Genomic DNA, 23358 nt, shown 5'->3' on the forward strand with positions numbered 1-23358 from the left:
CGCGGCGACCGGCGGGTCCCACCCGCGCGCCGGGTCCAGGGCCGTCGCTCTCCGCGGCGCGGCGGGTCCCTGGCCGACGTGCCTCACGGCGCGGCGGGGACCCCGGTGAGCGCCGGGTACTCCTTGAGCGTGATGTCCGTGGCGAACATGTCCGTCATCCTGAATATCGACCACAGCAGGAGCCGGCTCTTGAACAGCCGGTTCCGCATCCAGATCCCCCGCCGCGTCGCCGGGGCGAGCAAGGGGCCGGCGCCACCCCGCCCGGCCACCTTGGCGTAGCCGCGCATGGTCTTCTCGTACGCGCGGAACGCCGTCCGGTGGTCGCCACCGGCCTCCGCCAGCTCTCCGGCCAGCACGTACGCGCCCACGACGGCCAGGCCGGTGCCGAAGCCGCCCAGGGTGTTGCCGTAGGCGGCGTCGCCGAGCAGCACCGTCCGGCCCTTGACGTAACGGTCGATCTCGACCCGGCTGATCGAGTCGAGGTAGACGTCGCGCGCCTCCGGCAGCGCGGCCACGATCTCGGGAACCCGCCAGCCCATGCCGCGGTAGGCGTCGGCCAGGACGCGCCTGTGCCGCTCGGTGTCGTCGCGGTCGTGGTCGAGCCTCTCGGAGGCGAAGACGAGCAACGCGGGCGCCTTGGACCCGCCGAGCGCCGCCATCCGGCCGGGCTCGTTGTACATCCCGGCACCGAGATCGACGCCGAGGTCGGCCAGCGCGTAGTGGTACCCGAGGAAGCGCACGTAGTCGGACTCGGGGCCGAAGGCCAGCCGCCGTACGTTGGAGTGGATGCCGTCCGCGCCCACCACGAGGTCGAAGGTGCGCGACGCGCCGCGTTCGAAGGTGACGTGCACGCCGTCCGCCGTCTCGGTCAGCGAGGTGACGGAGTCGCCGAAGACGTACTCGCAGTCCGCCTCGGTCCTCTCGTGCAGCAGGGCGGCGAGGTCGCCGCGGAGGATCTCGACGTCGCCGCCGGTGAGCGCGCCGGGCACGATCGCCAGCGGCCTGCCGTTCGCGTCGACGATGGTCTGGTCGGTCCCGCCGGTCTGGCGCCGCCGCACCTCTTCGAGGATCCCCATCCGCTCCAGCACGACGCGGTGGGTCTCCCCCTTGAAGTCGACGGCCTGGCCGCCGGGGCGGAGCGCGGGCGCCTTCTCGACGACGGTGACGGCGTGGCCGGAACGGTTCAGCCAGTAGGCGAGCGCGGGTCCGGCGATGCTCGCGCCGGAGATGAGGACCGTGGTGTTCTTCATGGTCACAAGCTTCGAGGGGGGCGCTGACGGACCGCCTACCGTCGGCTGACAGCCCGGCGCCTCCGACGCGCCAGTCCGTCAGCGTCACCACCCCGGACACGGGCACCACCGACGCCGTGCCCCCGCCCCCGCCCCTGCCCCCTGTTCCGGACGGCTCCGGCCCTGGCACGGCACTCCCCCGGCGCCACCGACGCCCCAGCCCCGTCCCCGGGCGCCTCCGGCCCCGGACCCCGTCAGCCGTTCCCCGGATCGAGCGCCGCGAGCGCCTCGTCGCGGCGCATCGCGGCACCCCGGGCGTACGCCGACGCGAACGCCTCCGCTCCGGCGAGGTCGCGGGCGCCCGCGGCCACCCGGGCGACATCGCGGTCACCGGCCACGGCCGTCCCGCGTACCGCCACCGCCATACCGAGCAGCAGCGCCGCCCGCGTCCCCGCCTGTGCCGGCGCCGCCGTCTCGGCCCCTGTCGCCGTCCCTGTCGCCGTCCCTGTCGCCGTCCCTGTCGCCGTCCCTTCGAGCAGGACGGCTCCCGCCAGGCCCTCGACCGTGTCGGCGAGGTCCATCGCCAGGGGCGATCCGTACGCGCGGGCCCGCGCCCGGCCATGGTGGAGCAGGGCCCCGGCGAGATCGCCCTCGGCCTCGGCCAGCCGTCCCAGCGCGGTGAGCGCGCGCGTCCGCACCGACTCCGCGCCGAAGTCCCCGGTCTCCGTCTCCCGGAGCGCCAGGCCGATCCGGCGGCGGGCCTCACCGGGATCGCCTTCGAGCCGCGCGATCTCCCCCAGCCCCAGGTGCGTCACGGCGGGCACGTCCGGCGCGCCCGCCTTCCGGGCGAGCTCCCCGGCCCGCCGGTGGTCGTCGGCGGCGGCGGCGAGGTCGCCCTCGCGCGCCAGCGCCCCGGCCCGGCGCCCCAGCACGTCCACGATCTCCTCAAGGGCACCGAGCTCCTCCAGCAGCTCCAGCGCCTCCCGCCACAGGTCCCGGGCACGCTCCCACTCCCCGCGCCACCCCGCGACCAGGGCCAGCCAGTCGAGCCCCTGGGCCGTTCCCCAGCGCTCGCCCAGGGCCCTGAAGCGGGCCAGTACCTTCGCCATCTCCCGCTCGCCGCCGGCCGGATCGCCGCCGAGCACCTTGAGCAGCGCGCGGCCCAGCCCGGCCAGGGCCAGGCCCCAGGGATCGGAGCCGAACAGCCGGTCGATCTCTGGCCCGGGGGGCGCCACCGACTCCGGCGGCCCGGCGGACATGCCCCACAGTGCCTGGACGAAGGGGTGGCGCAGCGGCCGGTCCCATGACCGCATGATCGCCCCGGCCCGTTCCCAGTGCTCGGGCAGCGCCCGCGGCACGGCGTGCGCCACGCACATGACGTACTCCTCCTCCAGCCCCGCGAGGGGACCGCCGGTCGCCTCCAGCAGCCCCGCCGCCGCCTCTCCCGCGTCGGCGCGCCGGCCGCTCAGCCACCAGTACGCCGCCAGCGCGGCGACCAGCCGCAGCCCGGTCTCCCTGTCGGAGCGCACGGCCCAGCGCAGCGCGGCCGTCAGCTCGGCGTGCTCGGCCGAGAGCCTGGCCAGCCACCGGAGCTGCCCGGCCCGGCGCAGGTGGGGATCGGCGCGCCCGGCCAGGTCGAGGAAGTGGCGGGCGTGGCCACCGCGCAGGCGTTCCTCCTCCCCGGCCTCGGCCAGCCGTTCGGCGCAGAACAGCCTGATCGTGTCGAGCATGCGGTAGCGGTCGCCGTCCGTCTCGACCAGCGACCTGTCCACCAGGTCGGCCAGCAGCCCGGCGGCGTCCTCCACCTCGCAGACCGCCTCGGCCGCCTCCAGGGACGCGCCTCCCGCGAACACGGAGAACCGCCTGGCCAGCACCTGCTCGTCCGGTGCCAGGAGGTCCCAGCTCCACTCCACCACCGCGCGCAGGGTCCGGTGGCGGGCCGCTGCCGTGGGGTCGCCGCGCGACAGCAGCCGGAACCGGCCATGCTCCGTCAGCCGCGTGGCGATCTCCTCGACGGTGAAGGAACGCAGCCGCGCGGCCGCCAGTTCGATGGCCAGCGGCAGCCCGTCCAGCGTCGCGCAGATCCGGACGACCGCCTCCACGTTGGCCTCCCACACCTCGAATCCCGGCCGTACGGCCGCCGCCCGGTCGGCGAACAGCCGCACGGCCGGGCAGGCCAGGGCCGCCGACGGCGAGGAGTCCGGCCGCGGGGTCTCCAGAGGCGCCAGCGGCACCAGCGTCTCGCCGGTGATGCCCAGGGGCTCGCGCCCGGTGGCCAGGACGGCCAGGCCGGGGCACTCTCCCAGCAGCCTGCGGGTCAGCGTGGCGGCGTCGTCGTTCACGTGCTCGCAGTTGTCGAGGACCAGCAGCAGCTCCTGCCCGGCGAGCGCCGCCGCCAGGTGCTCGGTGAGGTCGGCCGGGCGCGGCGGGTGGAATCCGGGCTCGCGCAGCCCGAGCGCGCCGAGCACCGCCCTGGCCACCTGGCCGCCGCCGGGGACCCGCCCCCCGGACGGGGCGGAACCACCGGGCGGAACAGGATCGCCGTACGAGACGTGGTCACCGGGCGAAGCGGAGCCCTCCAGGGGGGAGAGGTCGACGAAGCACACCTCGCGCCGCCCCCGTCCGGCCGCCTCGATCGCCAGCCGGGTCTTGCCCGTGCCGCCGGGCCCGGTGATCGTGATCAGCCGGGAGCCGCGCAGCGCGTCGATCCGTTCCAGCTCCCGTTCGCGTCCCACGAAGCTGGTGAGCTGGGCCGCGAGCCCTCGCCTGGGCGGCGCGGGCCGCTCCGCGCGCAGGACGGCCAGATGAATCGCGGCGAGCTCGGGTGAGGGGTCGGCGCCGAACTCCTCGGCGAGCAGCCGCCTGCCCTCCTCGAACACGGCCAGCGCCTCGCCCTGCCGTCCCGCCGCCCGCAGGGCGAGCATCAGCTGCCCTCGGAGCCGCTCCCGCAGCGGGTACGCGGCCGTCAGCCGCTGCAGCTCGGCCACCGAGGCACCTCCGGGAAGGGCCGACTCCGCCTCGGCGAGGTCCTCCGTCGCCGCCAGCCGGAGCTCCTCCAGCCGGACCGCCCGCGCCCGCCCGTGGGGCAGGTCGGCCAGCGCGGGCCCCCGCCACAGGCCGAGCGCCTCCCGCAGCGGACCGGCGGCGACCGCGTGACGCCCCTCCGCCAGCAGCCGGCGGCCCTCGAGGGCCAGCCGTTCGAACCGGTGGGCGTCGACGTCGTCGAGGTCGGCCGCGAGCCGGTAGCCGGTCCCGTGGAACTCGATCACCTCGGCGGGCAGGCTCCGGCGGAGCCGGGAGACCTGGGCCTGCACCGCGTTGGCGGCACCGGCGGGGGGATCGTCGCCGTACAGGCCGTCGATCAGGCGCTGGAGGCCGACCACCCGGCCCGCGTCGAGCAGCAGCATCACCAGCAGGGCACGGGGCCGGGGCCCGCCCACCGAGATCTCCTCACCGGTGGGGGACCGCACCTCCAGGGAGCCCAGGACGCCGAACCGCATGGCCCCGATTCTCCCCCACCTCCGGCGTGGACCGGCGCGGAGGGATCAGAGGGCGCGGGGACCGTAGAGGGCGGACGGGGCGCCGGTGGTCATGGCCCAGTAGCGGTCGCCGTAGGACCAGTGCCACCACTCGGTGGGATAGTTGACCAGCCCGGCCCCCTCCAGGGCGGTGCCGAGGAGCTTGCGGTGGTGGCGGGCCTCGGGCGACAGGCCCGGGGCGTCGGTGTAGCAGGCGCCGCCGCTCTGCTCGGGGGTGGCGTTGAGCGGGGTGCCCATGTCGAGCTCGGTCCCGTCCTCGTCGCACAGGGTCAGGTCCACCGCGGCCCCGGCCGTGTGCGGGGCGATCTCGACGGGCGAGACGTAGCGGCTCGCCGCCGCCCGCAGCTCCTCGGGGGACATCCCCGGGTACAGGGCCCTCAGCTCGGCCGAGTACCCGTCGAAGATCTCCTTCTGTGTCTCCGGCGGCCGGTAGCCCTCCACGACCAGCAGCCGGTACCCGGCGGGCAGCTGCGCCTGCGCCGCCTCCAGCCGGGTCAGCAGCCCGAGCCGCAGGTGGGCGAAGGCCCCGGCGGGGTCGGCGAGCCTGCCGTCGGTCCGCAGCCGCCCGCGCACGTCGGCCAGCCGCTCGCCGGACTCCTCGACCGGGATCGCGACGACTCGGGCATCGGAGATCAGAACGATGTCACGCATGACGGCAATTCTCACACCGTGTCGGAGAAGACCTGCTCCCGAGCCTGCTGCAGGGCCAGGACCAGGGCGCCACGCAGCACGGGGTTGCCCCCGACGCCCGAGACCACCACCCTGGGCCGGCTCGGGCAGACCCGGGCCACGCACTCCTGCACCCGGGAGGCGAGCGTCTCTCCCCCGGCCCGGCCGACGTCGCCGCTGAGCACGATCAGGCCGGGGTCCAGGATCACGGTGACCGCCGCCACGCCGACCGCCAGGCGCCCGGCCAGCTCGTCCAGGAACGCCTCGGCACCCTCCTCGACGGCCGCGCGGACGTACTCGCCCGGCGAGGCGACCGGATCCTCGACGAGCGCGGATCCGCCCCCCTGAGCGGGGCCGGCGCCATGGGCGGAGCCGATGTCATGGGCGGAACCGGCGTCGCGGGTGGAGCCGATGCCGTGGGCGCTCGCCAGGCCGGTCACCGCGTCGCCGCCCACCAGGCGCTGGAACGACCCCGACTGCGGCTCGCTCACGTCGGTGGGAAGCGGCTCGCCCGGCACCGGGAGCCAGCCGATCTCGCCCGCGCCGCCGGTGAAGCCCCGGTGCAGCCGTCCGCCCAGCATGACGCCGAGTCCCTGGCCCACCCCGGCCCACACCAGCACGAAGTCGTCGACGTCGCGTGCCGCGCCGTACGCGCGCTCGGCCAGCGCGGCCAGGTTCACGTCGTTCTCGATCGTCACCGGGACGCCGAGGCCGCGGCGGAGCTCGGCGAGCACCCCGTTGTGCCAGGAGGGCAGGTCCAGGGAGAAGCGCACGTCGCCCGTGGCGGGATCGACGACGCCCCGGGTGCCGATCACGAAGGCGCGCAGCCGCTCGGCGGCGATGCCCGCGGACGCGCAGGCGCGGCCGACCGCGCCGCGCACCAGCCGTACCGGGTCGTCGTGCTCGCCGAAATCGGCCGACACCTCGGCGACGATCGTGCCGGTGATGTCGGCGATCCCGGCGGCGACCCGGCCGGGGAGCACGTCCAGCCCCACCACGTACGCGCACGAGGGGACCACCCCGTAGAGCGCGGCGTTGGGGCCGCGTCCGCCGGCCTGCTCGCCGACCACGGCGACGAGGGCGCGTTCCTCGAGACGCGCGAGCAACTGCCCCGCGGTCACCTTGGAGAGCCCGGTGCGTTCTCCCAGCTCGGCCCGGGTCAGCGGGCCGCCGGACAACAGGAGTTCCAGTGCCGCGCGGTCGTTGAGCTGGCGCAGCAACCGGGGTGTCCCCGGGCGTGTGGACAACGTTCCCCTCCCCGTCACGATCCGCTAACGATCGTTTCTTTTAAGAAAGTTTCTTGTTAGTTTAGCCCCAGCCGGCCCGCAGGCAAGTGATCGGAACCGCGGGTCACGACAGTTCCGGCCGCTCCCAGTCGAATGCACAGTGCGGAGGGTCTCGGGGGACCCCCGGCCATAAAAAATGAGCGCAAACCCCGGCGAAAGCCTGAAAGGGAGAACTCCAGTGAAGTTCGCGAGAATCGCCACCACGACGGCAACCACCGCCGCCCTCGCCCTGGGTCTCGCCGCGTGTGGAAGCAGCGAGCCCGCCCCGGCCGCCGGCACCGGCGCGGCGTCGGCGCCGGCCGCCTCCGGCCCCAAGTTCGCGGGCCAGACCCTGACCGTCTGGCGCCTCGGCGCGCCGGACGAGAAGCAGAACAAGCTGATGACGGACCTGAACGCGAAGTTCAAGGAGACCACCGGCGCCGAGGTCAAGCTCCAGTGGGTGCCCTGGCCCGACGCGCAGGCCAAGTGGACCGCGGCGCTGGCCGGCGGCGAGGGCCCCGACGTCACCGAGTTCGGCAACGACCAGGTGGCCGCCTGGGTCGCGCAGGACGCGCTCGTCGACATGACCGAGGTCGTCAAGGCCACCCCCGACTTCCAGCAGATCCCGCAGAACCTGTGGGGCTACGAGACCGTGGACGGCAAGATCTACGCCGCCCCGTGGGGCGGCGGCACCCGCGCCGTCCTCTACCGCAAGGACTGGTTCGAGTCCCTCAAGATCGAGATCCCCAAGACCTGGGACGACCTCGTCGCGGCGGGCAAGAAGATCGTCGCCGAGAAGGGCAAGGACGTCGACGGCTTCGCCTTCAACGGCGGCTCCGACGCCAACATGTCGCTCTCCCCGTTCGTCTGGTCGGCCGGTGGCGACTTCGCCGCGTTCGAGGGCGGCAAGTGGACCGGCAAGCTGACCGAGCCCGGCTTCAAGGAGGGCTTCCAGTACTACACCGACCTGGTGACCAAGCACGGCGTCTCGCGCAAGTCCGCGCTCACCCAGAACTCGGTGGACATCGCGACCCGCTTCGCCAACGGCAAGGTCGGCATGTACGTGACCGGCGGCTGGGACATCACCACCATCACCGAGCAGAGCGGCGGCAAGGTCGACGAGAAGAAGATGGCCTTCTTCTCGCTCCCGGCCAAGGACGGCAGCGGCCCGGCCCCGGCGTTCCAGGGCGGCAACGACATCGCCATCTGGAAGGACACCAAGAACGTCGAACTGTCGGCCGAGTACGTCAAGCTCGCCGCCGGCAAGGAGTTCGGCACCCGCTACGCCAAGGAGGGCGGCCTGCTGCCGCTCTACCCCGAGGCGCTGAGCGAGTACGCCGCCGACCCGGTGCAGGCGCCGTTCGCCGAGACCTTCAAGGTCGCCAAGGGCTTCCCGAACGACACCAACTGGGCCGAGGCCAACGACACCAAGGCCGTCCTGCAGAGCGCGGCCCGCTCGGTCATCGAGGGCAAGAAGGACGTCGACACCGCGCTGGCCGACGCCAACAAGGAACTCGAAGAGATCCTGAACCAGTAACCATGGCCACCACCTCCACCATCGCCCGGGACGGGGGCTCACCCCCCGCCCCGGCGCGGGGGCACCGAGGCACCAAGCCCCCGCGCCGTTCCCAGGGACTGCCCACCTGGGTCCTCCCCTACGCGCTGCTCGTACCCGGCCTGCTGGTCATCGCCGGACTGCTGCTCTACCCGCTGTTCCAGATGGTCGTCATGTCCTTCCAGAACGTGGGACTGCGGCAGATCCGGGGCGTACCGGCCGAGTCGGTCGGCCTGGAGAACTACCGGAAGCTGGTCGAGTCCGAGCTGTTCTGGACCTCGCTCCGCAACACGGTCGTCTTCGCCGTCGTCACCGTGGCGCTCACCCTGCTCCTCGGCACGCTGGTCGGCCTGCTCCTGCACAACCTCGGCAAGAAGATGTCGACCTTCCTGGTCGTCGGCATCATGGCCGCCTGGGCCACCCCGCAGATCGCCACCGCGATCATCTGGCGCTGGCTGTTCGACGCCGAGTCGGGCGTCATCAACTGGGCGCTCAACGCGCTGCCCGACTGGCTGTCCTCGCTGCTGTTCGGCCGCTCGGACTGGACCGGCGAGCCGTGGCTGAACGACGCGTTCACCATCTACATGGTGCTCATCATCGCGGTGGTCTGGGCGTCGTTCCCGTTCATCGCCGTCTCGGTGCTCGCCGGGCTCAAGAGCATCTCCCAGGAGCTGTACGAGGCGGCCAGGGTGGACGGCGCCCGCCCGTGGCGGATCTTCTGGAAGATCACCTTCCCGCTGCTCAAACCGGTCTTCGCGGTGCTGACGGTGCTCTCGGTGATCTGGGACTTCAAGGTCTTCACCCAGCTGTTCGTCCTGGCCGGGGGCACGTCCAACCGGGAGGCGTTCAACCTGTCGCTGTTCGCCTTCACCCAGGCCTTCAGCGCGCCGCCCAAGATGGGCATGGGCGCGGCCGTCGCGGTGGTGCTGACGCTGATCCTGCTCGTCATCACCTTCTTCTACGTCCGCCAGATCGTGAAGACGGAGGACGTCCGATGACCGCTGTCCACGAGGCCCCGCGCGCACGGCCCGCGACGACGAGGAAACCCCCCGCCACGCGCAGGCGGCGCGGGCGGTTCGCGCTCAACGCCGCGGCCGTCGCGGTGTTCATGTTCGCGGTGTTCCCCGTCTACTGGATGGTGTCCACGGCCTTCAAGAGCCGCGAGCAGATCTTCACGACGGACTTCATCCCGTTCCCCACCGACCCCACGCTGGAGCACGTGCAGCGGGTCTTCACCGAGGGCATCGCGGGCCACTCCATCTGGCGCTACCTGCTCAACAGCTCCATCGTGGCCGTCGGCACCGTGCTCGTCGGCGCGGTCTTCGCCCTGCTCGCGGCGACCGCGGTGGCCCGCTTCCGCTTCCGCGGGCGGACCTCGTTCCTGATCCTGCTGCTCATCGTGCAGATGGTCCCCGGCGAGGCGCTGCTCATCCCGCTGTTCCTGATGGTCCGGCGGGCCGGCCTGTACGACCAGCTCCTCGGCCTCGTCGTGGTGAACGTGGCGATGACGCTGCCGTTCGCCATCTGGATGCTGCGCACCTTCGTCGCCGCGGTGCCCAGGGAGCTGGAGGAGGCGGCCTGGATCGACGGCGCGAGCCGGTTCTCCACCTTCTGGCGGGTGCTGTTCCCGCTGGTGGCCCCCGGACTGGTGGCGACGAGCATCTTCTCGTTCATCACCGCGTGGAACGAGTTCGTGTTCGCGCTGACGCTGATCGGCGACCAGGGCAGCTACACCATGCCGGTGGCGCTGCGCTTCTTCGTCAGCCAGCGCTCTGTGGACTGGGGCGGCATCATGGCCGCCTCCACCCTGATGACCATCCCGGTCATCGTCTTCTTCCTCCTGGTGCAGCGGCGGATGGTCTCCGGCCTCGTCGCGGGCGCCGTCAAGGGCTGACCCCCCGGGCGCCGGCGCGGCCCGCACCCACGAGGAGCGGGCCGTGCCGTCCCCATCCCTGCCCCCGTCACCACGCACCGCCACGCACCGCCACGCACCGCCACGCACTGTCCGACATTCCTCCCCATCTCAGGTAAGGAACACCTACCGCATGTCTGAGCTCATCGCGGGCCGCGGAGACCGGGAGCTGCGCCGTCTGGCGGCCGGCACCCTGCTCGCCGCGTTCCAGGGCACCGAGGCACCCGAGTGGGTCCTGCGGGAGCTGGAGAACGGTCTCGGCGGCGTCACGCTCTTCGGCTTCAACGTCGCCGACGCCGCGCAGCTGTCCACCCTCACCGCCCGCCTGCGGGAGGCCGCCGATCCGGTCGTCTCGCTGGACGAGGAGGGCGGCGACGTCACCAGGCTCGCCTACCACGTGGGCAGCCCCTACCCGGGCAACGCCGCCCTCGGCGCGGTGGACGACGCCGAGCTCACCCGCCGCGTCTACCGGTCCATCGGCGACGACCTGGCGCGCTGCGGCGTCAACCTGGACATGGCCCCGTCCGCGGACGTCAACACCGCCGAGGACAACCCGGTGATCGGCACCCGCTCGTTCGGGGCCGACACCGCGCTGGTGGCCCGGCACACCGTGGCCGCGATCGAGGGCCTGCAGTCGGCCGGGGTGGCCGCCTGCGTCAAGCACTTCCCCGGCCACGGCGCGACCCGCCAGGACTCCCACCTGGAGGTGCCGCTCGTCGACGCCTCGGTGGAACTGCTGCGCGAACGCGAGCTCGTCCCCTTCCGCGCCGCGATCGGCGCCGGGACCAGGTCCGTGATGACCGCGCACGTCCGCGTCCCCGCCCTGACCGGCACCCTGCCCGCGACGCTCTCCCCCGCCGCGCTGACCGGCCTGCTCCGCGGCGAGCTGGCCTACGACGGCGTGATCGTCACCGACGCCCTGGACATGAGGGCCGTCACCGACACCTACGGCCTGGCCGGAGGCGCGGTGCTCTCGCTGGCCGCCGGGGCCGACCTGCTCTGCCTCGGCCCGATCCCCGACGAGAACGACGTCCGCCGGATCCTGGACGAGATCGTCGCCGCCGTCCTGGACGGCCGGCTGCCCGCGGCCCGGCTGGAGGCGGCGGCCGAACGGGTGGCCGCGCTGCGCGCCTGGTTCGGCACGCCGCGCACCGGCGAGGCCGAGCGGGACGTGATCGGCCTGACCGCCGCCCGCCGCGCGGTCAGCCTCACCGGCTCGGCGTCACCGCTGGTCGACCCGCTGGTGGTCGAGGTCGACACCCCACCGACCATCGCGGTCGGTGACGTGCCGTGGGGCTTCACCCCGCTGCTGCCGCAGGCGGAGGTGCTGCGCGTCAAGCCCGAGGCCGCCGACGTGCCGGCCATCCTGGAGCGCGCGTCGGGCCGCTCCCTGGTCGTCGTCGTCAAGGACGCCCACCGCTACGAGGCCAGCAAGTCGGTGGTCTCCGCGCTGCTGGCCGCCCGCCCCGACGCCACGGTGGTGGAGATGGGCCTGCCGATCTGGCGCCCGGAGGGTGTCACCTACCTGGCCACCTACGGCGCCGCCCGCGCCAACGCGCAGGCCGCCGCCGAACTCCTCGGCGTCTGACCCCGCCGTTCCCCGGCGGCCGTCCCGCTCCCGTTCTCGTCCACGACCCCGGGAGCCGGGACGAGCGCCTCGGTCGTACCGGGTCCCTCGGGCCGATCTCGCGTCACCCCGCTCAACCCGCTCAGGCCGGTCACCGGGAACGGTTCTGTCCCCTGCCGGGCCTGTCCCCCGGAACGCCTCGTCACCCCGCTCAGCGGCTTCGACCCGGAGCGGCTCACGTGACGGGAGCGGCCACCTCCGCGAGCTCCGCGATCCCGGCGTGAGGCGTCTCCGGGACGGCGCGCAGCAGCGCGCGCAGGTCGCCCGCGATCCGCGCGACGTCCGCCTGGTCGATCGCCGCCGGGTTGAAGCGCAGTCCCAGGGTGAGGCTGCGTCCTGCGTCCACCGCCTGGACGTGCAACGCGCCCCGGGCGGTCCCGTTGAAGACCGTCCACTCCACGCCGGCCGCCACCCCGGCGAACTCCGGGACCTCCGCCCGCCTGCGGTAGCTGAGCAGCACCGGCGCGCGGGACGGCTCGGGCGGCGCGTGCCGGAAGCGGTACATGGCCCGCAGTTCCGCCCGGACCGCGCGCACGTGCGCGGGGAACTCCTCGTCCGCCCCGGGATGCGGGACGAACGGCACCCGCGCCGTGAACGGCCCGACGCACCCGCGCGTCTCCCGCGTACGGGTGCCGAGGTCGAGGGCGAGCGGCGACCTCTCGGTGCCGTAGGCGCGCAGCAACACGCCCAGGATCGCCAGGAGCAGCTCGAACCTGGTCGCGCCGAGCGTCCCGGCGGCCTCGGTGAGCGCTCCCGACTCCGAGGCGCCGAGCACCATCTCCACGAGCTCACCGGGACCGGTGCCGCCGGGAACGGCCCGCAGACCGGGCAGGACGGGCTCGGCGGACCCGGCGGGCACACGGCCGCGTTCGGCCCAGAACGCCTCGGCCTCCGGTGACACGGCCGCGTCGGGTGGCACCGCGGCGGGGGGCCCGGCGGCCGGCCGGGGAACGACGGCCCGGGAGAAGTAGACGTCGGCCAGATCCCGGAGCAGGACGTCCTTGGAGCCGGCGTCGAAGACCCGCGGATGCGCCACGAAGAGCAGCCGGACGCGTCCGGGACCCGTCGTGACGAGGGTGAACCGGGCGAGCGGACCGCGGTCCAGGTCGAACGGCCGGGCGGCCTCGGCCTCGGCGAGCCCGCGATACCGCTCGGGGGCCGTCTCCGTGCGGGTGACCCTGACGCGGCCGAGCACCGGGTGCCGCCTGCCCACGACCGCGCACGCGTCCAGCAGCGCCGGGACGTCGACCCGGCCGTTCAGGTGGAGCGCCAGCGGGATCCCCCGCAGGTCGAAGGGCCCGTACGACATCCTGTCCGTCTCCCTCGCAGGCGGCTTCCCCGGGCAGGCACCGGGGCTCGCACCACCCCGGCAGAATTATTAGGAAACTTTCTTGTCTATTAGTGCATCTCGAATGCTACACACGCCGAACGCGCGAGACAAGCGCGACCAGGCCGAGGACGGGCGGACCGGGAGGACGGCCCTCAGGAGGCGAAGATCTCTTCCCTGGCCTGTTCCAGGGCCGCGATGACGGCACCGCGCAGCACCGGGTTCCCCGTGACCTCGCTGGAGACCACCTGCGGCCTGACCGGGCAGATCCGCGCCACCGCCTCCTCGATCCTGGAGGTGAGCGCGTCCCCGCCGGCCGTGCTGACCTCGCCGGCGAGCACCACGAGGCCGGGGTCGAGCACGACGCACACCGACGCCACCCCCAGGGCCAGCCGCCCGGCGATCTCGTTGATCAGGGATTCTCCCCGTTCCCCCGCCGCGACCGCCGCCGCCACGCACTCGGCGGCACCCTCCCCCTCGAACCCGTAGGTCCCGGCGAGTTCGGTCACGGCCTCGGCGCTGACCAGGGACTGCAGGCCCCCGGCGAGCGACGGCAGCCGGCCCGGAACGGCGCGCACGTCCTCGGCCAGCGGCACACCGGGCACCGGCAGGTAGCCGATCTCACCCGCGCTGCCGGACCGGCCGCGGTGCAGCCGTCCGCCGAGCACGACACCGAGGCCGATGCCCCGGCCCACCCACAGCAGGACGAAGTCGTCGGCCTCGCGGGCCGCGCCCAGGGTGCGCTCGGCGATGGCGACGAGGTTCACGTCGTTCTCTATCCTGATGTCGCGCCGCAGGTCGTGGGCGAGCGCCTCGTGGATCCCCTCGTGCCAGCCGGGCAGGTCGAAGGAGAACTGCACGTCACCGGTGCGGGGATCGACCACGCCGGGGGTGCCGATGACGACCGAGCGCAGCTTGGAGAGCGCCACCTTCGCCGACCGGCAGGCCTTGACCACCGAGTTGTGCACGAGGGCCACCGGGTCGTCGTGCCCGTCCGGCGCCACCCGGACCTCGGCCACGATCTCCCCGTGGATATCGGCGATGGCGGTCGTGACGAATTCCGGGCCGACGTCCAGACCAGCGACATAGGCGGAGGAGGAAATAATCCCATAAAGCGCCGCGTTCGGCCCGCGTCCGCCCGCCTGCTCCCCGGCCACCTCGACCAGGCCGCGCCCCTCCAGCCGGGCGAGCGTCTGCGACGCCGTCACCTTGGAAAGCCCGGTGAGCTCGCCGATCTGCCCCCGCGTCAGCGGCCCGGAGGCGAGCAGCAACTCCAGGGCGGCCCTGTCGTTGATCTCCCTCAGCAACCTGGGCACGCCAGGACGTCGCTCCATGTGCATGCTCTCTTGCTCGCCGTTTCCCCGTCGCGATTGCATTCAGCCGAGAATAACTGTTCTATTCATAAATAAGGCTTCCAGTAGTTTAGCCGCGCCGGGCCCGGCCGTGACCGCGCCACGCCTGCGCCCCCGCCACCCCGCGCTCCCCTCGCCTCACACGCCGCTCCCGATGCCTCGCGGGCCTGCTCCCCGCCCACCACTCCGGCCACCTCGCGGGCCTGCTCCCCGGCCCCCGCCCCCTCGCCCCCCTCGCCTCACACGCCGCTCCCGATGCCTCGCGGGCCTGCTCCCCGCCCACCGCTCCCGCCGGTCTCACAGGCCCGCTCCCCGACCCGCCGTTCCCGACGCTCCCCGCCACCTCGCGCCGTTTCCTCCCGCCGCGCCCACCGGCCGAAAGGTGCGCGGAGAGCCGGTGCCCCGGCCCGCGCCGGGAGCGGGAACCGGCCGGAGGCTGAGCGTTCCGGGATGCGAGACAGGGCTCTTCCGGCCTGCGGCCGACGCCGGAGAGCCGGTACGGCGGGCGCCACGACGTCTCATGTGGCCCCGCGCGCATAAGGAACCAATAGCAGGCGGGATAATCGGTTACATGCGTCTATCCGCTCGTGTCGACTATGCCCTCCGTGCCGCCGCCGAACTCGCCGCCGCGGGTGACGGCCCAACCACGGTGGGCGAGCTCGCCAAGGAGCAGGACATGCCCCCGAAGTATCTGGAGAACATCCTGCTCCAGATGCGCCGTGCCGGGCTGGTACGCGGTCAGCGCGGCCCCGAGGGGGGCTACGTGCTGGCCCGCCCGCCCGCCGAGATCAGCCTCGCCGACGTGATCCGGGCCGTCGACGGCCCGCTGGCCAACGTCCGCGGGGAGCGCCCCGAGCACGTCGGCTACCGGGGTCCCGCCGAATCGCTCCAGCAGGTCTGGATCGCGCTGCGCGCCAGCGAGCGGGCCATCCTGGAGGAGGTCACGCTCGAGAACGTCGCCACCGGAGCACTGCCCGAACGGGTCCGCAGCCTGACCGCCGACCCCGCGGCCTGGGGCTGAGCGTGCCCCGGCCGCCCGTCCGCCCCGCGGCCGACGGCGGGGCCCCCACCCGCCACCGCCCGCCCGGCACCGCGGACCGCTCCCGTCATCCCGAGACCGAGACCTCGACCGAGACCGAAGCCTGCACCGGGACCGGCGTCGCGGACCGTGCCCGTCGATTCCCCGCCGGTGGTGGCGATGCCCGAGGGTGACGTCGTCCATCGTGCCGCCGCGCGGCTCGGGCGGGCGCTCGACGGGCGCGTGCTGGTCCGCTCGGACTTCCGCGTGCCCCGGTACGCCACGACCGACCTGACCGGCCGTACCGTGCTGGAGACCGTCCCGCGCGGAAAGCACCTGCTCACCAGGGTCGAGGGGGAGGTGACCGTCCACACCCACCTGCGGATGGAGGGGAGCTGGCAGATCTCGCCCGCCGGGCGCGCCCTGCCGCGCGGCGACGTGGTCCGCCTGGTCCTGGCCAACGACACCTGGCAGGCGGCGGGGGTACGGCTGGGCATGGTGGACCTGGTCGCGACCGCGCAGGAGGAGCGGCTCGTCGGCCATCTGGGGCCGGACCTGCTCGGGGCGGACTGGGACGAGGCCGAGGCGTTGCGGCGGCTGGCACGGCGGCCGGAGACGAGCATCGGGGTCGCGCTGCTCGACCAGCGCAATCTCGCGGGGATGGGCACCATCTACCGCGCCGAGACGCTCTTCCTGGCCGGGGTGTCGCCCTGGCGGCCGGTGGGAGCGATCGGGGATCTGGGAGCGATCGTGTCGCTCGCACGGAGATTGATGGACGCCAACAGGGACCGCCCGGACAGGACGACCACCGGCGACGCCCGTCCGGGACGGGGCACCTGGGTCTACGGCAGGGCCGGACGGCCGTGCCTACGCTGCGGGCATCGGATCAGTCGTGGGGAGATGGGGGCGGAGCCGCAGGAGCGGCTGATCGTCTGGTGCCGTCACTGCCAGCCGGAGCGTCCGGCGGACTAGGCGGCGACCATGTCGTTGACCTCGGGGAAGACGGACTCGGGCACGGTCTCGGGGATCGGCAGACGCTCCCGCTCGGGAACATCGCCCGCCAGCACCGGGGCGTGCTGAAGCTCGGCCAATGCGAACTGGTCGGAAACCTCACGGAGAACCTGTGAAAGCGGCACGCCAAGGGCGCCGCAGATCGACGCGAGCAGCTCTGAGGAGGCCTCCTTCTGGCCACGTTCCACCTCGGACAGGTATCCGAGGGAAACACGGGCCAGTGTGGACACCTCACGCAGGGTGCGACTCTGCCGCACCCTCAGCCGCCGCAGCACGTCACCGAGCAGCTGACGCAGCAGGACCATCTGTCGCTCCCTCCCCGGCGCGGAGGTCTTCACGACGCTCCGCGCAATCGGTTCGTGCCGCCCGTTCTTCGAACGCGCCCCTTGGTACATACTCCTCGCCGTCATCATCGCTTGACCTTTACCTCACTCACGGTTCCACCGTACCTGTATCAACCGATGCCGCGGCAGACCAAGCGGAGCATGTTCGCTGGGGACGTAACGCGGTAATCACCCGGAATGTTCCCCCACGTTCGCCTCCAGCACACCTCTGAGAAGGTCCACTGCCTCATTGACCGTCGACTCCCGGATCTGCTCACGCGTCCCGGCCAGCCGTGGATCCCGGTGCCATACCCGTCCATCCGGCCCGCTAACGGCCAGGTGGACGGTACCGGGAGCTTTGCCGTCCTGCGGGTCGGGACCGGCCACGCCGGTGGCGGCCAGGCCGTACGTGGAGCCGGTCAGCAGCCGTACCCCCTCGGCCATGGCGGCGGCGACGTCCGGGTGCACGGCCCCCTCGCGCTCCAGGAGATCGGCGGGAACGCCCAGCAGGCGGTGCTTGAGCTCGGTGGCGTACGAGATCACCCCGCCCACGAAGGCCGCCGACGCCCCGGGAGGGGTGGTGAGGGCCGCGCCGATCAGGCCGGCGGTCAGCGACTCGGCCACCGCCACCGTCTCGCCCCCGCGGACCAGGAGGGAGACGACCTCGGCGGGCGCGGGCGGGCGCACGCTCATCCGGCCCTGGCCCGTTTCGCGACCTGGCGCAGCTTGATCGCCCGGATCACGTAGTCGACGCCGGTGACCACGGTGACCAGGGCCGCCGCGCCCATGACGACCCAGCGGACCGGACCGGGCACGCCGGGCCAGATGTAGGAGACGATCGCGCCGATCTGCAGGACGGTCTTGACCTTCCCGCCGTAGCTGGCCGGGATGACGCCGTGCCTGATGACGGCGAACCTCAGGGCGGTGACCCCCAGCTCCCTGCCCAGGATCACCACGGTGATCCACCAGGGCAGCTCCCCCAGCACCGACAGGCCGATCAGCGCGGCGCCGATGAGCGCCTTGTCGGCGATCGGGTCGGCGATCTTCCCGAAGTCGGTGACCAGGCCGTAGCGGCGGGCCAGCTCGCCGTCGAGCAGGTCGGTGAACGAGGCCACCACGAAGACCACGAGCGCGGCGGCCCGCCAGCCGGAGCCGGGCAGGAAGAGGCAGGCCACGAAGAACGGGACCAACGCCAGCCGTATCACCGTCACGACGTTGGCGATGTTCCACGCGCTCACCGGGGGGCGCGCGGAGGCCGCGGTCGAATCGGTGCCGGTCTCTGGCGTGTTGGTCATACGCCCTCCCGGCCCGGCGGCGCGTTCACGGGGCCGCCTTGATGCGGGCGATCAGGTCGACCCCCTCCGAGTCGACCACGACCGCCCGGACGATCTGCCCGGGCACCAGCCCGATGCCCTGGACGGTCACCGAGCCGTCCACCTCGGGCCCCTGGTGCGCCGCGCGGCCCTCGTAGCCGCCGTCGCCGAGGTCTTCTTCGATCAGGACGTCGACCTCGGTGCCGATCCGCTCCTCGGCCCGCTGGGCCATGAGCTCCTCGGCCAGCTCGGTGAGGGCGGCCAGGCGGGCGTCGACGACCTCCTGGTCGAGCTTGCCCGGGAGCGTGGCGGCCTCGGTGCCGTCCTCGTCGGAGTAGCCGAAGACGCCGATCACGTCGAGCCTGGCCTCCTGCAGGAAGCCGGTCAGCTCGGCGAACTCCTCCTCGGTCTCGCCGGGGAAGCCCACGATGAAGTTGGACCGCACGCCCGCCTCGGGGGCGTGGGCGCGGACCGACTCCAGCAGGTCCAGGAAGCGCGCGGGGTCGCCGAAGCGGCGCATCCGGCGCAGCACCGTGCCGGAGGCGTGCTGGAAGGACAGGTCGAAGTAGGGGGCGATGCCCTCGGTGGAGGAGATGATCTCCAGCAGTCCGGGGCGGAGCTCGGCGGGCTGCAGGTAGCTGACCCGAACCCGCTCGATCCCCTCGGTCGCGGCCAGGGCGGGCAGCAGCTTCTCCAGCGCCCGCAGGTCGCCCAGGTCCTTGCCGTAGGAGGTGGAGTTCTCGCTCACCAGGACCAGTTCCCTGACCCCCTCCCCGGCCAGCCAGGCGGCCTCGCCCAGCAGCTCCTCGGCGCCGCGCGAGACGTACGCGCCGCGGAAGGCCGGGATGGCGCAGAACGTGCAGCGCCGGTCGCAGCCGGAGGCCAGCTTCAGCGAGGCCACCGGCCCGTCGCCCAGGCGCTTGCGGAGCGGCCGGGGACCGCTGGCGGGGGCCAGACCCTCGGGCAGCTCGCCGTGGCCGGGAATGGCGGTCCTGGGGGCCGCGGCACGGTCCACGGGCGAGATGGGCAGCAGGGTCCTGCGGTCGCGCGGCGTGTGCGGGACGAGCGGCCTGCCCGCCAGCACGTCGTCGAGGCGCGCGCCGATGTCGGTGTAGTCGTCGAAGGAGACCACGGCCGAGGCCTCGGGCAGCGCGTCGGCGAGCTGTTCGCCGTAGCGTTCCGCCATGCAGCCCGCGGCGACCACCTTGGCGCCTGAGTCGGCCGCGGCGAGCAGCGTGTCGATGGAGTCCTTTTTCGCTGAGTCGATGAAGCCGCACGTGTTGACGACGACGACATCGGGATCGTCGTCGCCGAGCTGCCAACCGGCAGCCTCAAGACGAGCGGCGAGCTCCTCGGAGTCGACCTCGTTGCGTGCGCAGCCGAGTGTGATCAGCGATGCGGTTCGGCGGGATGACATGGTGGACACTACGGTATCGGGAGTTGGCCACCACCCGATGCACCTCCCCCCGTTCCGGCACCCCCGTCCAGGTCGTTCCGGCCGGTCCGCGCCACCGGCCCGGCCGTGAGAACCAGGCCGTCCCGGTCGCGAGAACCGGCCCGGCACCGCCGGTTCCACCGCGAGAACCGGCCGGGCAGCGCCGGCCCGGCCGTGAGAACCGGCCGGACGGACCCGCCCGGCACCACCCCGCCGCCGGGACCGCGACGCTAGCGCCCCTTGGTGGAGGGCGCGGCGAAGGACCGCTCGACGGTCTGCCCGCGCTTGCCCGGGGTGCCCACGTTCTTGCCGTTGACCTTCAGCGAGACGGCGCCGGCGTCGTCGAAGACGACGCTCAGCCTCTCCTTGGCCTTCCAGGTCGAGGTCTTGCCCGACTTGAGCGTCCCGGAGAAGACCTTCCGGCCCGTCGCGTCCTGCACCTCGAGCCAGGAGGTGCGCTTGGCCTTCACCTGCAGGACGACCGTGTCGGCGCGCTTCTCCTCCGACAGCGACGCCGCGCGCCGCGTCGAGCGGGGAGCGGCGCCGGGCGCCGGCGGGGCCGAGGCGGCGGGCACCGGGGCGGACCGGATGTCCGCGATCGGGGTGTCGCCCCCCTCCATGGTCCGCACCACGCCGAAGACCACCACGATGCCCAGGGCCAGCGCCATGGCCGTCGTCCAGTTGGGCGAGCGGCGCTCACGGATCTTCAACGGCATGTCGGCCTGGAAGACGGTGGCGGCCCGTACGGGCGGCGCCACGCCCCCGTGCTCCTCGTCGTAGCGGTGCACCACCGCCTCGGGATCGAGCCCGACGACCTTGGCGATGTTCCTGATGTGGCCCCGGGCGTAGAAGTCACCCCCGCATTGGGAGAAGTCGTTCCGCTCGATCGCCTGGATCAGCACCTCGCGGATCCGTGTCCGCGCGCTCAACTGCCCGACGGTCATCCCCATGGACCGCCGTGCATCCGCCAGATCGCTGCCAATGCCCATGGCGCACGCCCCCCGCCCCCCGACGCTGCGTAATGGACTCCATTCAACCAGTAACCGGGGAGGACGCCACAGGCAGGGGGGTCATTGTCCGCGCAGGTCGGCCAGGAGACCGGGAAGCTCGTCGGGCTTGACCATGACCTCCCGCGCCTTGGAGCCCTCGCTGGGGCCGACGACGTTCCTGCTCTCCAGCAGGTCCATCAGCCGGCCCGCCTTGGCGAAGCCCACCCGGAGCTTGCGCTGGAGCATCGAGGTCGAGCCGAACTGGGTGGTCACGATCAGCTCGGCCGCGGCGATCAGCAGGTCGAGGTCGTCGCCGATGTCCTCGTCGATCTCCTTCTTGGACGTCGCCACGGCGGCCACGTCATCGCGGTACTCGGCCGCCATCTGGGCCTTGCAGTGCCCGACGATCTCGCCGATCTCCTTCTCGGAGACGAAGGCGTTCTGCAACCGCATGGGCTTGCTGGCGCCCATCGGCAGGAAGAGCGAGTCACCCTGGCCGACGAGCTTCTCGGCGCCCGGCTGGTCCAGGATGACCCGGGAGTCGGCGAGCGAGGAGGTGGCGAAGGCGAGCCGGGAGGGCACGTTGGCCTTGATCAGGCCGGTCACGACGTCCACGCTGGGCCGCTGGGTGGCGATGACCAGGTGGATGCCGGCGGCGCGGGCGAGCTGGGTGATGCGGACGATGGAGTCCTCGACGTCGCGCGGGGCGACCATCATCAGGTCGGCGAGCTCGTCGACGATGACCAGCAGGTACGGGTAGGGCTGGTAGACGCGCTCGCTGCCCGGCGGCGGCACCAGCTTGCCGGTGCGCACCGCCTTGTTGAAGTCGTCGACGTGCCGGAAGCCGCTGGCCGCCAGGTCGTCGTAGCGGCGGTCCATCTCGCCGACGACCCACTCCAGGGCCTCGGCGGCCTTCTTGGGGTTGGTGATGATCGGCGTGATCAGGTGGGGGATGCCCTCGTACACGCTGAGCTCGACCCGTTTGGGGTCGACCAGGACCATGCGCACCTCGTCGGGCGTGGCGCGCATCAGGATCGAGGTGATCAGGCCGTTGACGCAGACCGACTTCCCGGCGCCGGTGGCGCCCGCGATGAGCAGGTGCGGCATCTTGGCGAGGTTGGCCACTATCGTGCGCCCCTCGACGTCCTTGCCGAGCCCGACGATCATCGGGTGGTGGTCGGCCTGGGCCACCGGGGAGCGCAGGATGTCGCCGAGCGAGACGAGGTCCTTGTCGGTGTTGGGGATCTCCACCCCGATCGCCGACTTGCCGGGGATCGGGGAGAGGATCCGCACGTCGGCCGACTTGACGGCGTAGGCGATGTTCTTGGTGAGCGCGGTGACCTTCTCGACTTTGACCGCCGGGCCGAGCTCGATCTCGTAGCGCGTCACCGTCGGCCCCCGGGTGAAGCCGATCACCTGGGCGTCGATCGCGAACTGCTCCATCACGCTGGTCAGCGCGTTGACCACGATGGTGTTGGCCTTGGTCTGCGGCTTGGGCGCGGTGCCGGGGCGCAGCAGCTGCGGCTCGGGCAGCGTGTAGGGGCCGGCCTGCGGGGAGAGCACGAGCTGCTCGACCTTGCGCGGCGCCGGGGTCGGCTCGGGCGGCTCGGCCCTGACCACGGGGGTCTCGTCCGCCGGGTCGGCGTCCTCGGCCAGGCCCGGCACGATCTCCGGGGAGTGGCCGGGCCTGCCCGGCGTCTCGGCGATCACGGGCGTGTCGTAGGGCTTGACGTGCTCCCCGGGATCCCCTGGGCCGCCGGGGCCCTGAGGGGCTCCCGCCGCGCCGCCCCGCCCGCGCGTGGCGGGCCGCTTCCTGACCACCCGGGGCGCCGCGGGCAGGTCCTGGTTGAAGAGCATGTGCCGGATCTCGCCCAGCCGCTCGGGGACCCGGTGCACCGGCGTGGCGGTGATCACCAGGATGCCGAAGCCGGAGAGGATCAGCAGCAGCGGGACCGTGACGAAGGCGGGCAGGATGCTCGCCGGGGGCGCCGCGACGATGAAGCCGACCATGCCCCCCGCCGCCGAGACCTTGTCCATGCCGTCCGAGCCGCCCCCCGAGGGGTACGGCGTGTCGTGGACGATGTGCACGATGCCGAGCACGCCGGCGGTGAGCGCGGACCAGCCGATGATCATCCGGCCGGTGTCGGCGTTCTTGTCGGGGTGGCGCAGCAGCCGCCAGGCGAGCAGCATCAGCATGATCGGGATCGACCAGGCGAGGGACCCGAAGACCCCGCGCATGACCCCGTCGACCACTCCGGAGACCGTGCCGGTGCTCAGGCGCCAGGTCATGGAGGCCAGCACGATCGCGCCCGAGAACACGGCCAGGCCGAGCCCGTCGCGGCGGTGCACGGGGTCGAGCTCGCGGGCGTTCTGCCCCAGGGCCCGGGCCGCGCTGCCGACGCCGCCCGCCAGCACCATCCAGATGCCCACGAACAGCTTGCCGATCAGGGTGAGGACCCAGCTGATCGGGTCGTGCTGGGGCGAGGGGCTGCGGGGCGGTGCCGCACTCCTCGGCCGGGCGGTGGCGACCCGGCGGGTGGAGGCCGTGCGGGGCGAGGAATGTCCGGACCGGCCCGAGGCCCTCTTGACGGGGGTCTTACCTGAGGAACCTTTGGGCGTACGGGTGGCCATGGTAGCGAGGCTAACGATCCGGGCGGCGGATCGTGCGAAGACTCGCCGTGATCGGACACGGACATACCCGGACGGGCGATGAAACGACCGATCTCCCATGACCTGTCGGGCTTTCCGCTTTTCCGCCGGGCCCTCCGCACCCGGGAGGCGACCCGGTCGCGCC

The 23358-nt window shown here is 73.1% G+C and carries 18 protein-coding genes; 6 read left to right on the forward strand and 12 right to left on the reverse strand.

The features are described 5' to 3' along the window. Positions 1-83: 83 nt before the first annotated feature. The 4 genes from ACLQ2R_RS12395 to ACLQ2R_RS12410 all read right to left on the reverse strand — a co-directional run bounded on the left by ACLQ2R_RS12395 (position 84) and on the right by ACLQ2R_RS12410 (position 6684). Positions 84-1250 carry an FAD-dependent monooxygenase gene (locus ACLQ2R_RS12395; RefSeq protein ID WP_425959600.1) on the reverse strand — a complete coding sequence of 389 codons (1167 nt, stop codon included), beginning with the start codon at positions 1248-1250 and terminating at the stop codon, positions 84-86. A gap of 233 nt (positions 1251-1483) precedes the next feature. After that, positions 1484-4729 (reverse strand): BTAD domain-containing putative transcriptional regulator, encoded by a 3246-nt coding sequence (locus tag ACLQ2R_RS12400; RefSeq protein WP_425959602.1) that lies wholly within the window; start codon positions 4727-4729, stop codon positions 1484-1486. A gap of 45 nt (positions 4730-4774) precedes the next feature. Beyond that, positions 4775-5419 (reverse strand): M15 family metallopeptidase, encoded by a 645-nt coding sequence (locus tag ACLQ2R_RS12405; protein ID WP_425959604.1) that lies wholly within the window; start codon positions 5417-5419, stop codon positions 4775-4777. Positions 5420-5430: 11 nt separating this feature from the next. Then, a complete protein-coding gene (locus tag ACLQ2R_RS12410) occupies positions 5431-6684 on the reverse strand; it encodes an ROK family transcriptional regulator (RefSeq protein WP_425959606.1) in 1254 nt (417 codons plus the stop codon). A gap of 217 nt (positions 6685-6901) precedes the next feature. On the opposite strand from ACLQ2R_RS12410, the gene ACLQ2R_RS12415 reads away from it, so the two are divergent. From ACLQ2R_RS12415 to ACLQ2R_RS12430, 4 genes are all read left to right on the forward strand, one after another. Then, the gene (locus ACLQ2R_RS12415; protein WP_425959608.1) at positions 6902-8239 is read left to right on the forward strand and encodes a sugar ABC transporter substrate-binding protein; all 1338 of its coding nucleotides are present in this window, start codon (positions 6902-6904) and stop codon (positions 8237-8239) included. 2 nt (positions 8240-8241) lie between these two features. Continuing rightward, positions 8242-9255 carry a carbohydrate ABC transporter permease gene (locus ACLQ2R_RS12420; RefSeq protein WP_425959609.1) on the forward strand — a complete coding sequence of 338 codons (1014 nt, stop codon included), beginning with the start codon at positions 8242-8244 and terminating at the stop codon, positions 9253-9255. Further along, a complete protein-coding gene (locus ACLQ2R_RS12425; RefSeq protein ID WP_425959610.1) occupies positions 9252-10151 on the forward strand; it encodes a carbohydrate ABC transporter permease in 900 nt (299 codons plus the stop codon). Before ACLQ2R_RS12420 ends, ACLQ2R_RS12425 begins: the two co-directional genes overlap by 4 nt. 151 nt (positions 10152-10302) lie before the next feature. Further along, a complete protein-coding gene (locus tag ACLQ2R_RS12430; protein ID WP_425959611.1) occupies positions 10303-11757 on the forward strand; it encodes a glycoside hydrolase family 3 protein in 1455 nt (484 codons plus the stop codon). A gap of 214 nt (positions 11758-11971) precedes the next feature. Here the strand turns inward: ACLQ2R_RS12430 and ACLQ2R_RS12435 are convergent, their stop codons facing one another. Both ACLQ2R_RS12435 and ACLQ2R_RS12440 read right to left on the reverse strand, forming a co-directional pair. Next, on the reverse strand, positions 11972-13105 hold the full coding sequence (locus ACLQ2R_RS12435; RefSeq protein WP_425959612.1) for a condensation domain-containing protein: 1134 nt from the start codon (positions 13103-13105) through the stop codon (positions 11972-11974). Between the two features lie 173 nt (positions 13106-13278). Continuing rightward, entirely contained in the window at positions 13279-14457 is a 1179-nt protein-coding gene (locus ACLQ2R_RS12440; protein ID WP_425959613.1) for an ROK family protein, read from the reverse strand. Positions 14458-15046: 589 nt separating this feature from the next. Between ACLQ2R_RS12440 and ACLQ2R_RS12445 the strand changes: the two genes are divergently transcribed. Both ACLQ2R_RS12445 and ACLQ2R_RS12450 read left to right on the forward strand, forming a co-directional pair. Continuing rightward, on the forward strand, positions 15047-15496 hold the full coding sequence (locus ACLQ2R_RS12445) for an RrF2 family transcriptional regulator (protein WP_362802226.1): 450 nt from the start codon (positions 15047-15049) through the stop codon (positions 15494-15496). A gap of 147 nt (positions 15497-15643) precedes the next feature. Further along, a complete protein-coding gene (locus tag ACLQ2R_RS12450) occupies positions 15644-16465 on the forward strand; it encodes an Fpg/Nei family DNA glycosylase (RefSeq protein ID WP_425959614.1) in 822 nt (273 codons plus the stop codon). On the opposite strand, the gene ACLQ2R_RS12455 is transcribed toward ACLQ2R_RS12450, so the two are convergent. From ACLQ2R_RS12455 to ACLQ2R_RS12480, 6 genes are all read right to left on the reverse strand, one after another. Beyond that, positions 16462-16809 carry a helix-turn-helix domain-containing protein gene (locus ACLQ2R_RS12455; RefSeq protein ID WP_344905173.1) on the reverse strand — a complete coding sequence of 116 codons (348 nt, stop codon included), beginning with the start codon at positions 16807-16809 and terminating at the stop codon, positions 16462-16464. The two genes, ACLQ2R_RS12450 and ACLQ2R_RS12455, sit on opposite strands and share 4 nt — an antisense overlap. Before the next feature lie 207 nt (positions 16810-17016). After that, complete coding sequence (locus tag ACLQ2R_RS12460) at positions 17017-17520, reverse strand: CinA family protein (RefSeq protein WP_425959615.1); 504 nt, start codon at positions 17518-17520, stop codon at positions 17017-17019. Further along, positions 17517-18122 carry a CDP-diacylglycerol--glycerol-3-phosphate 3-phosphatidyltransferase gene (gene pgsA, locus ACLQ2R_RS12465; protein ID WP_425959616.1) on the reverse strand — a complete coding sequence of 202 codons (606 nt, stop codon included), beginning with the start codon at positions 18120-18122 and terminating at the stop codon, positions 17517-17519. Before pgsA ends, ACLQ2R_RS12460 begins: the two co-directional genes overlap by 4 nt. A gap of 25 nt (positions 18123-18147) precedes the next feature. After that, entirely contained in the window at positions 18148-19557 is a 1410-nt protein-coding gene (rimO, locus tag ACLQ2R_RS12470) for a 30S ribosomal protein S12 methylthiotransferase RimO (RefSeq protein ID WP_425959617.1), read from the reverse strand. Positions 19558-19805: 248 nt separating this feature from the next. After that, complete coding sequence (locus ACLQ2R_RS12475) at positions 19806-20564, reverse strand: helix-turn-helix domain-containing protein (RefSeq protein ID WP_425959618.1); 759 nt, start codon at positions 20562-20564, stop codon at positions 19806-19808. Between the two features lie 81 nt (positions 20565-20645). After that, the gene (locus tag ACLQ2R_RS12480; protein WP_425959619.1) at positions 20646-23195 is read right to left on the reverse strand and encodes a DNA translocase FtsK 4TM domain-containing protein; all 2550 of its coding nucleotides are present in this window, start codon (positions 23193-23195) and stop codon (positions 20646-20648) included. Between the last annotated feature and the right edge of the window lie 163 nt (positions 23196-23358).

The sequence above is a fragment of the Streptosporangium sp. DT93 genome (assembly GCF_049844535.1).
In the GTDB taxonomy this organism is placed as follows: domain Bacteria; phylum Actinomycetota; class Actinomycetes; order Streptosporangiales; family Streptosporangiaceae; genus Streptosporangium.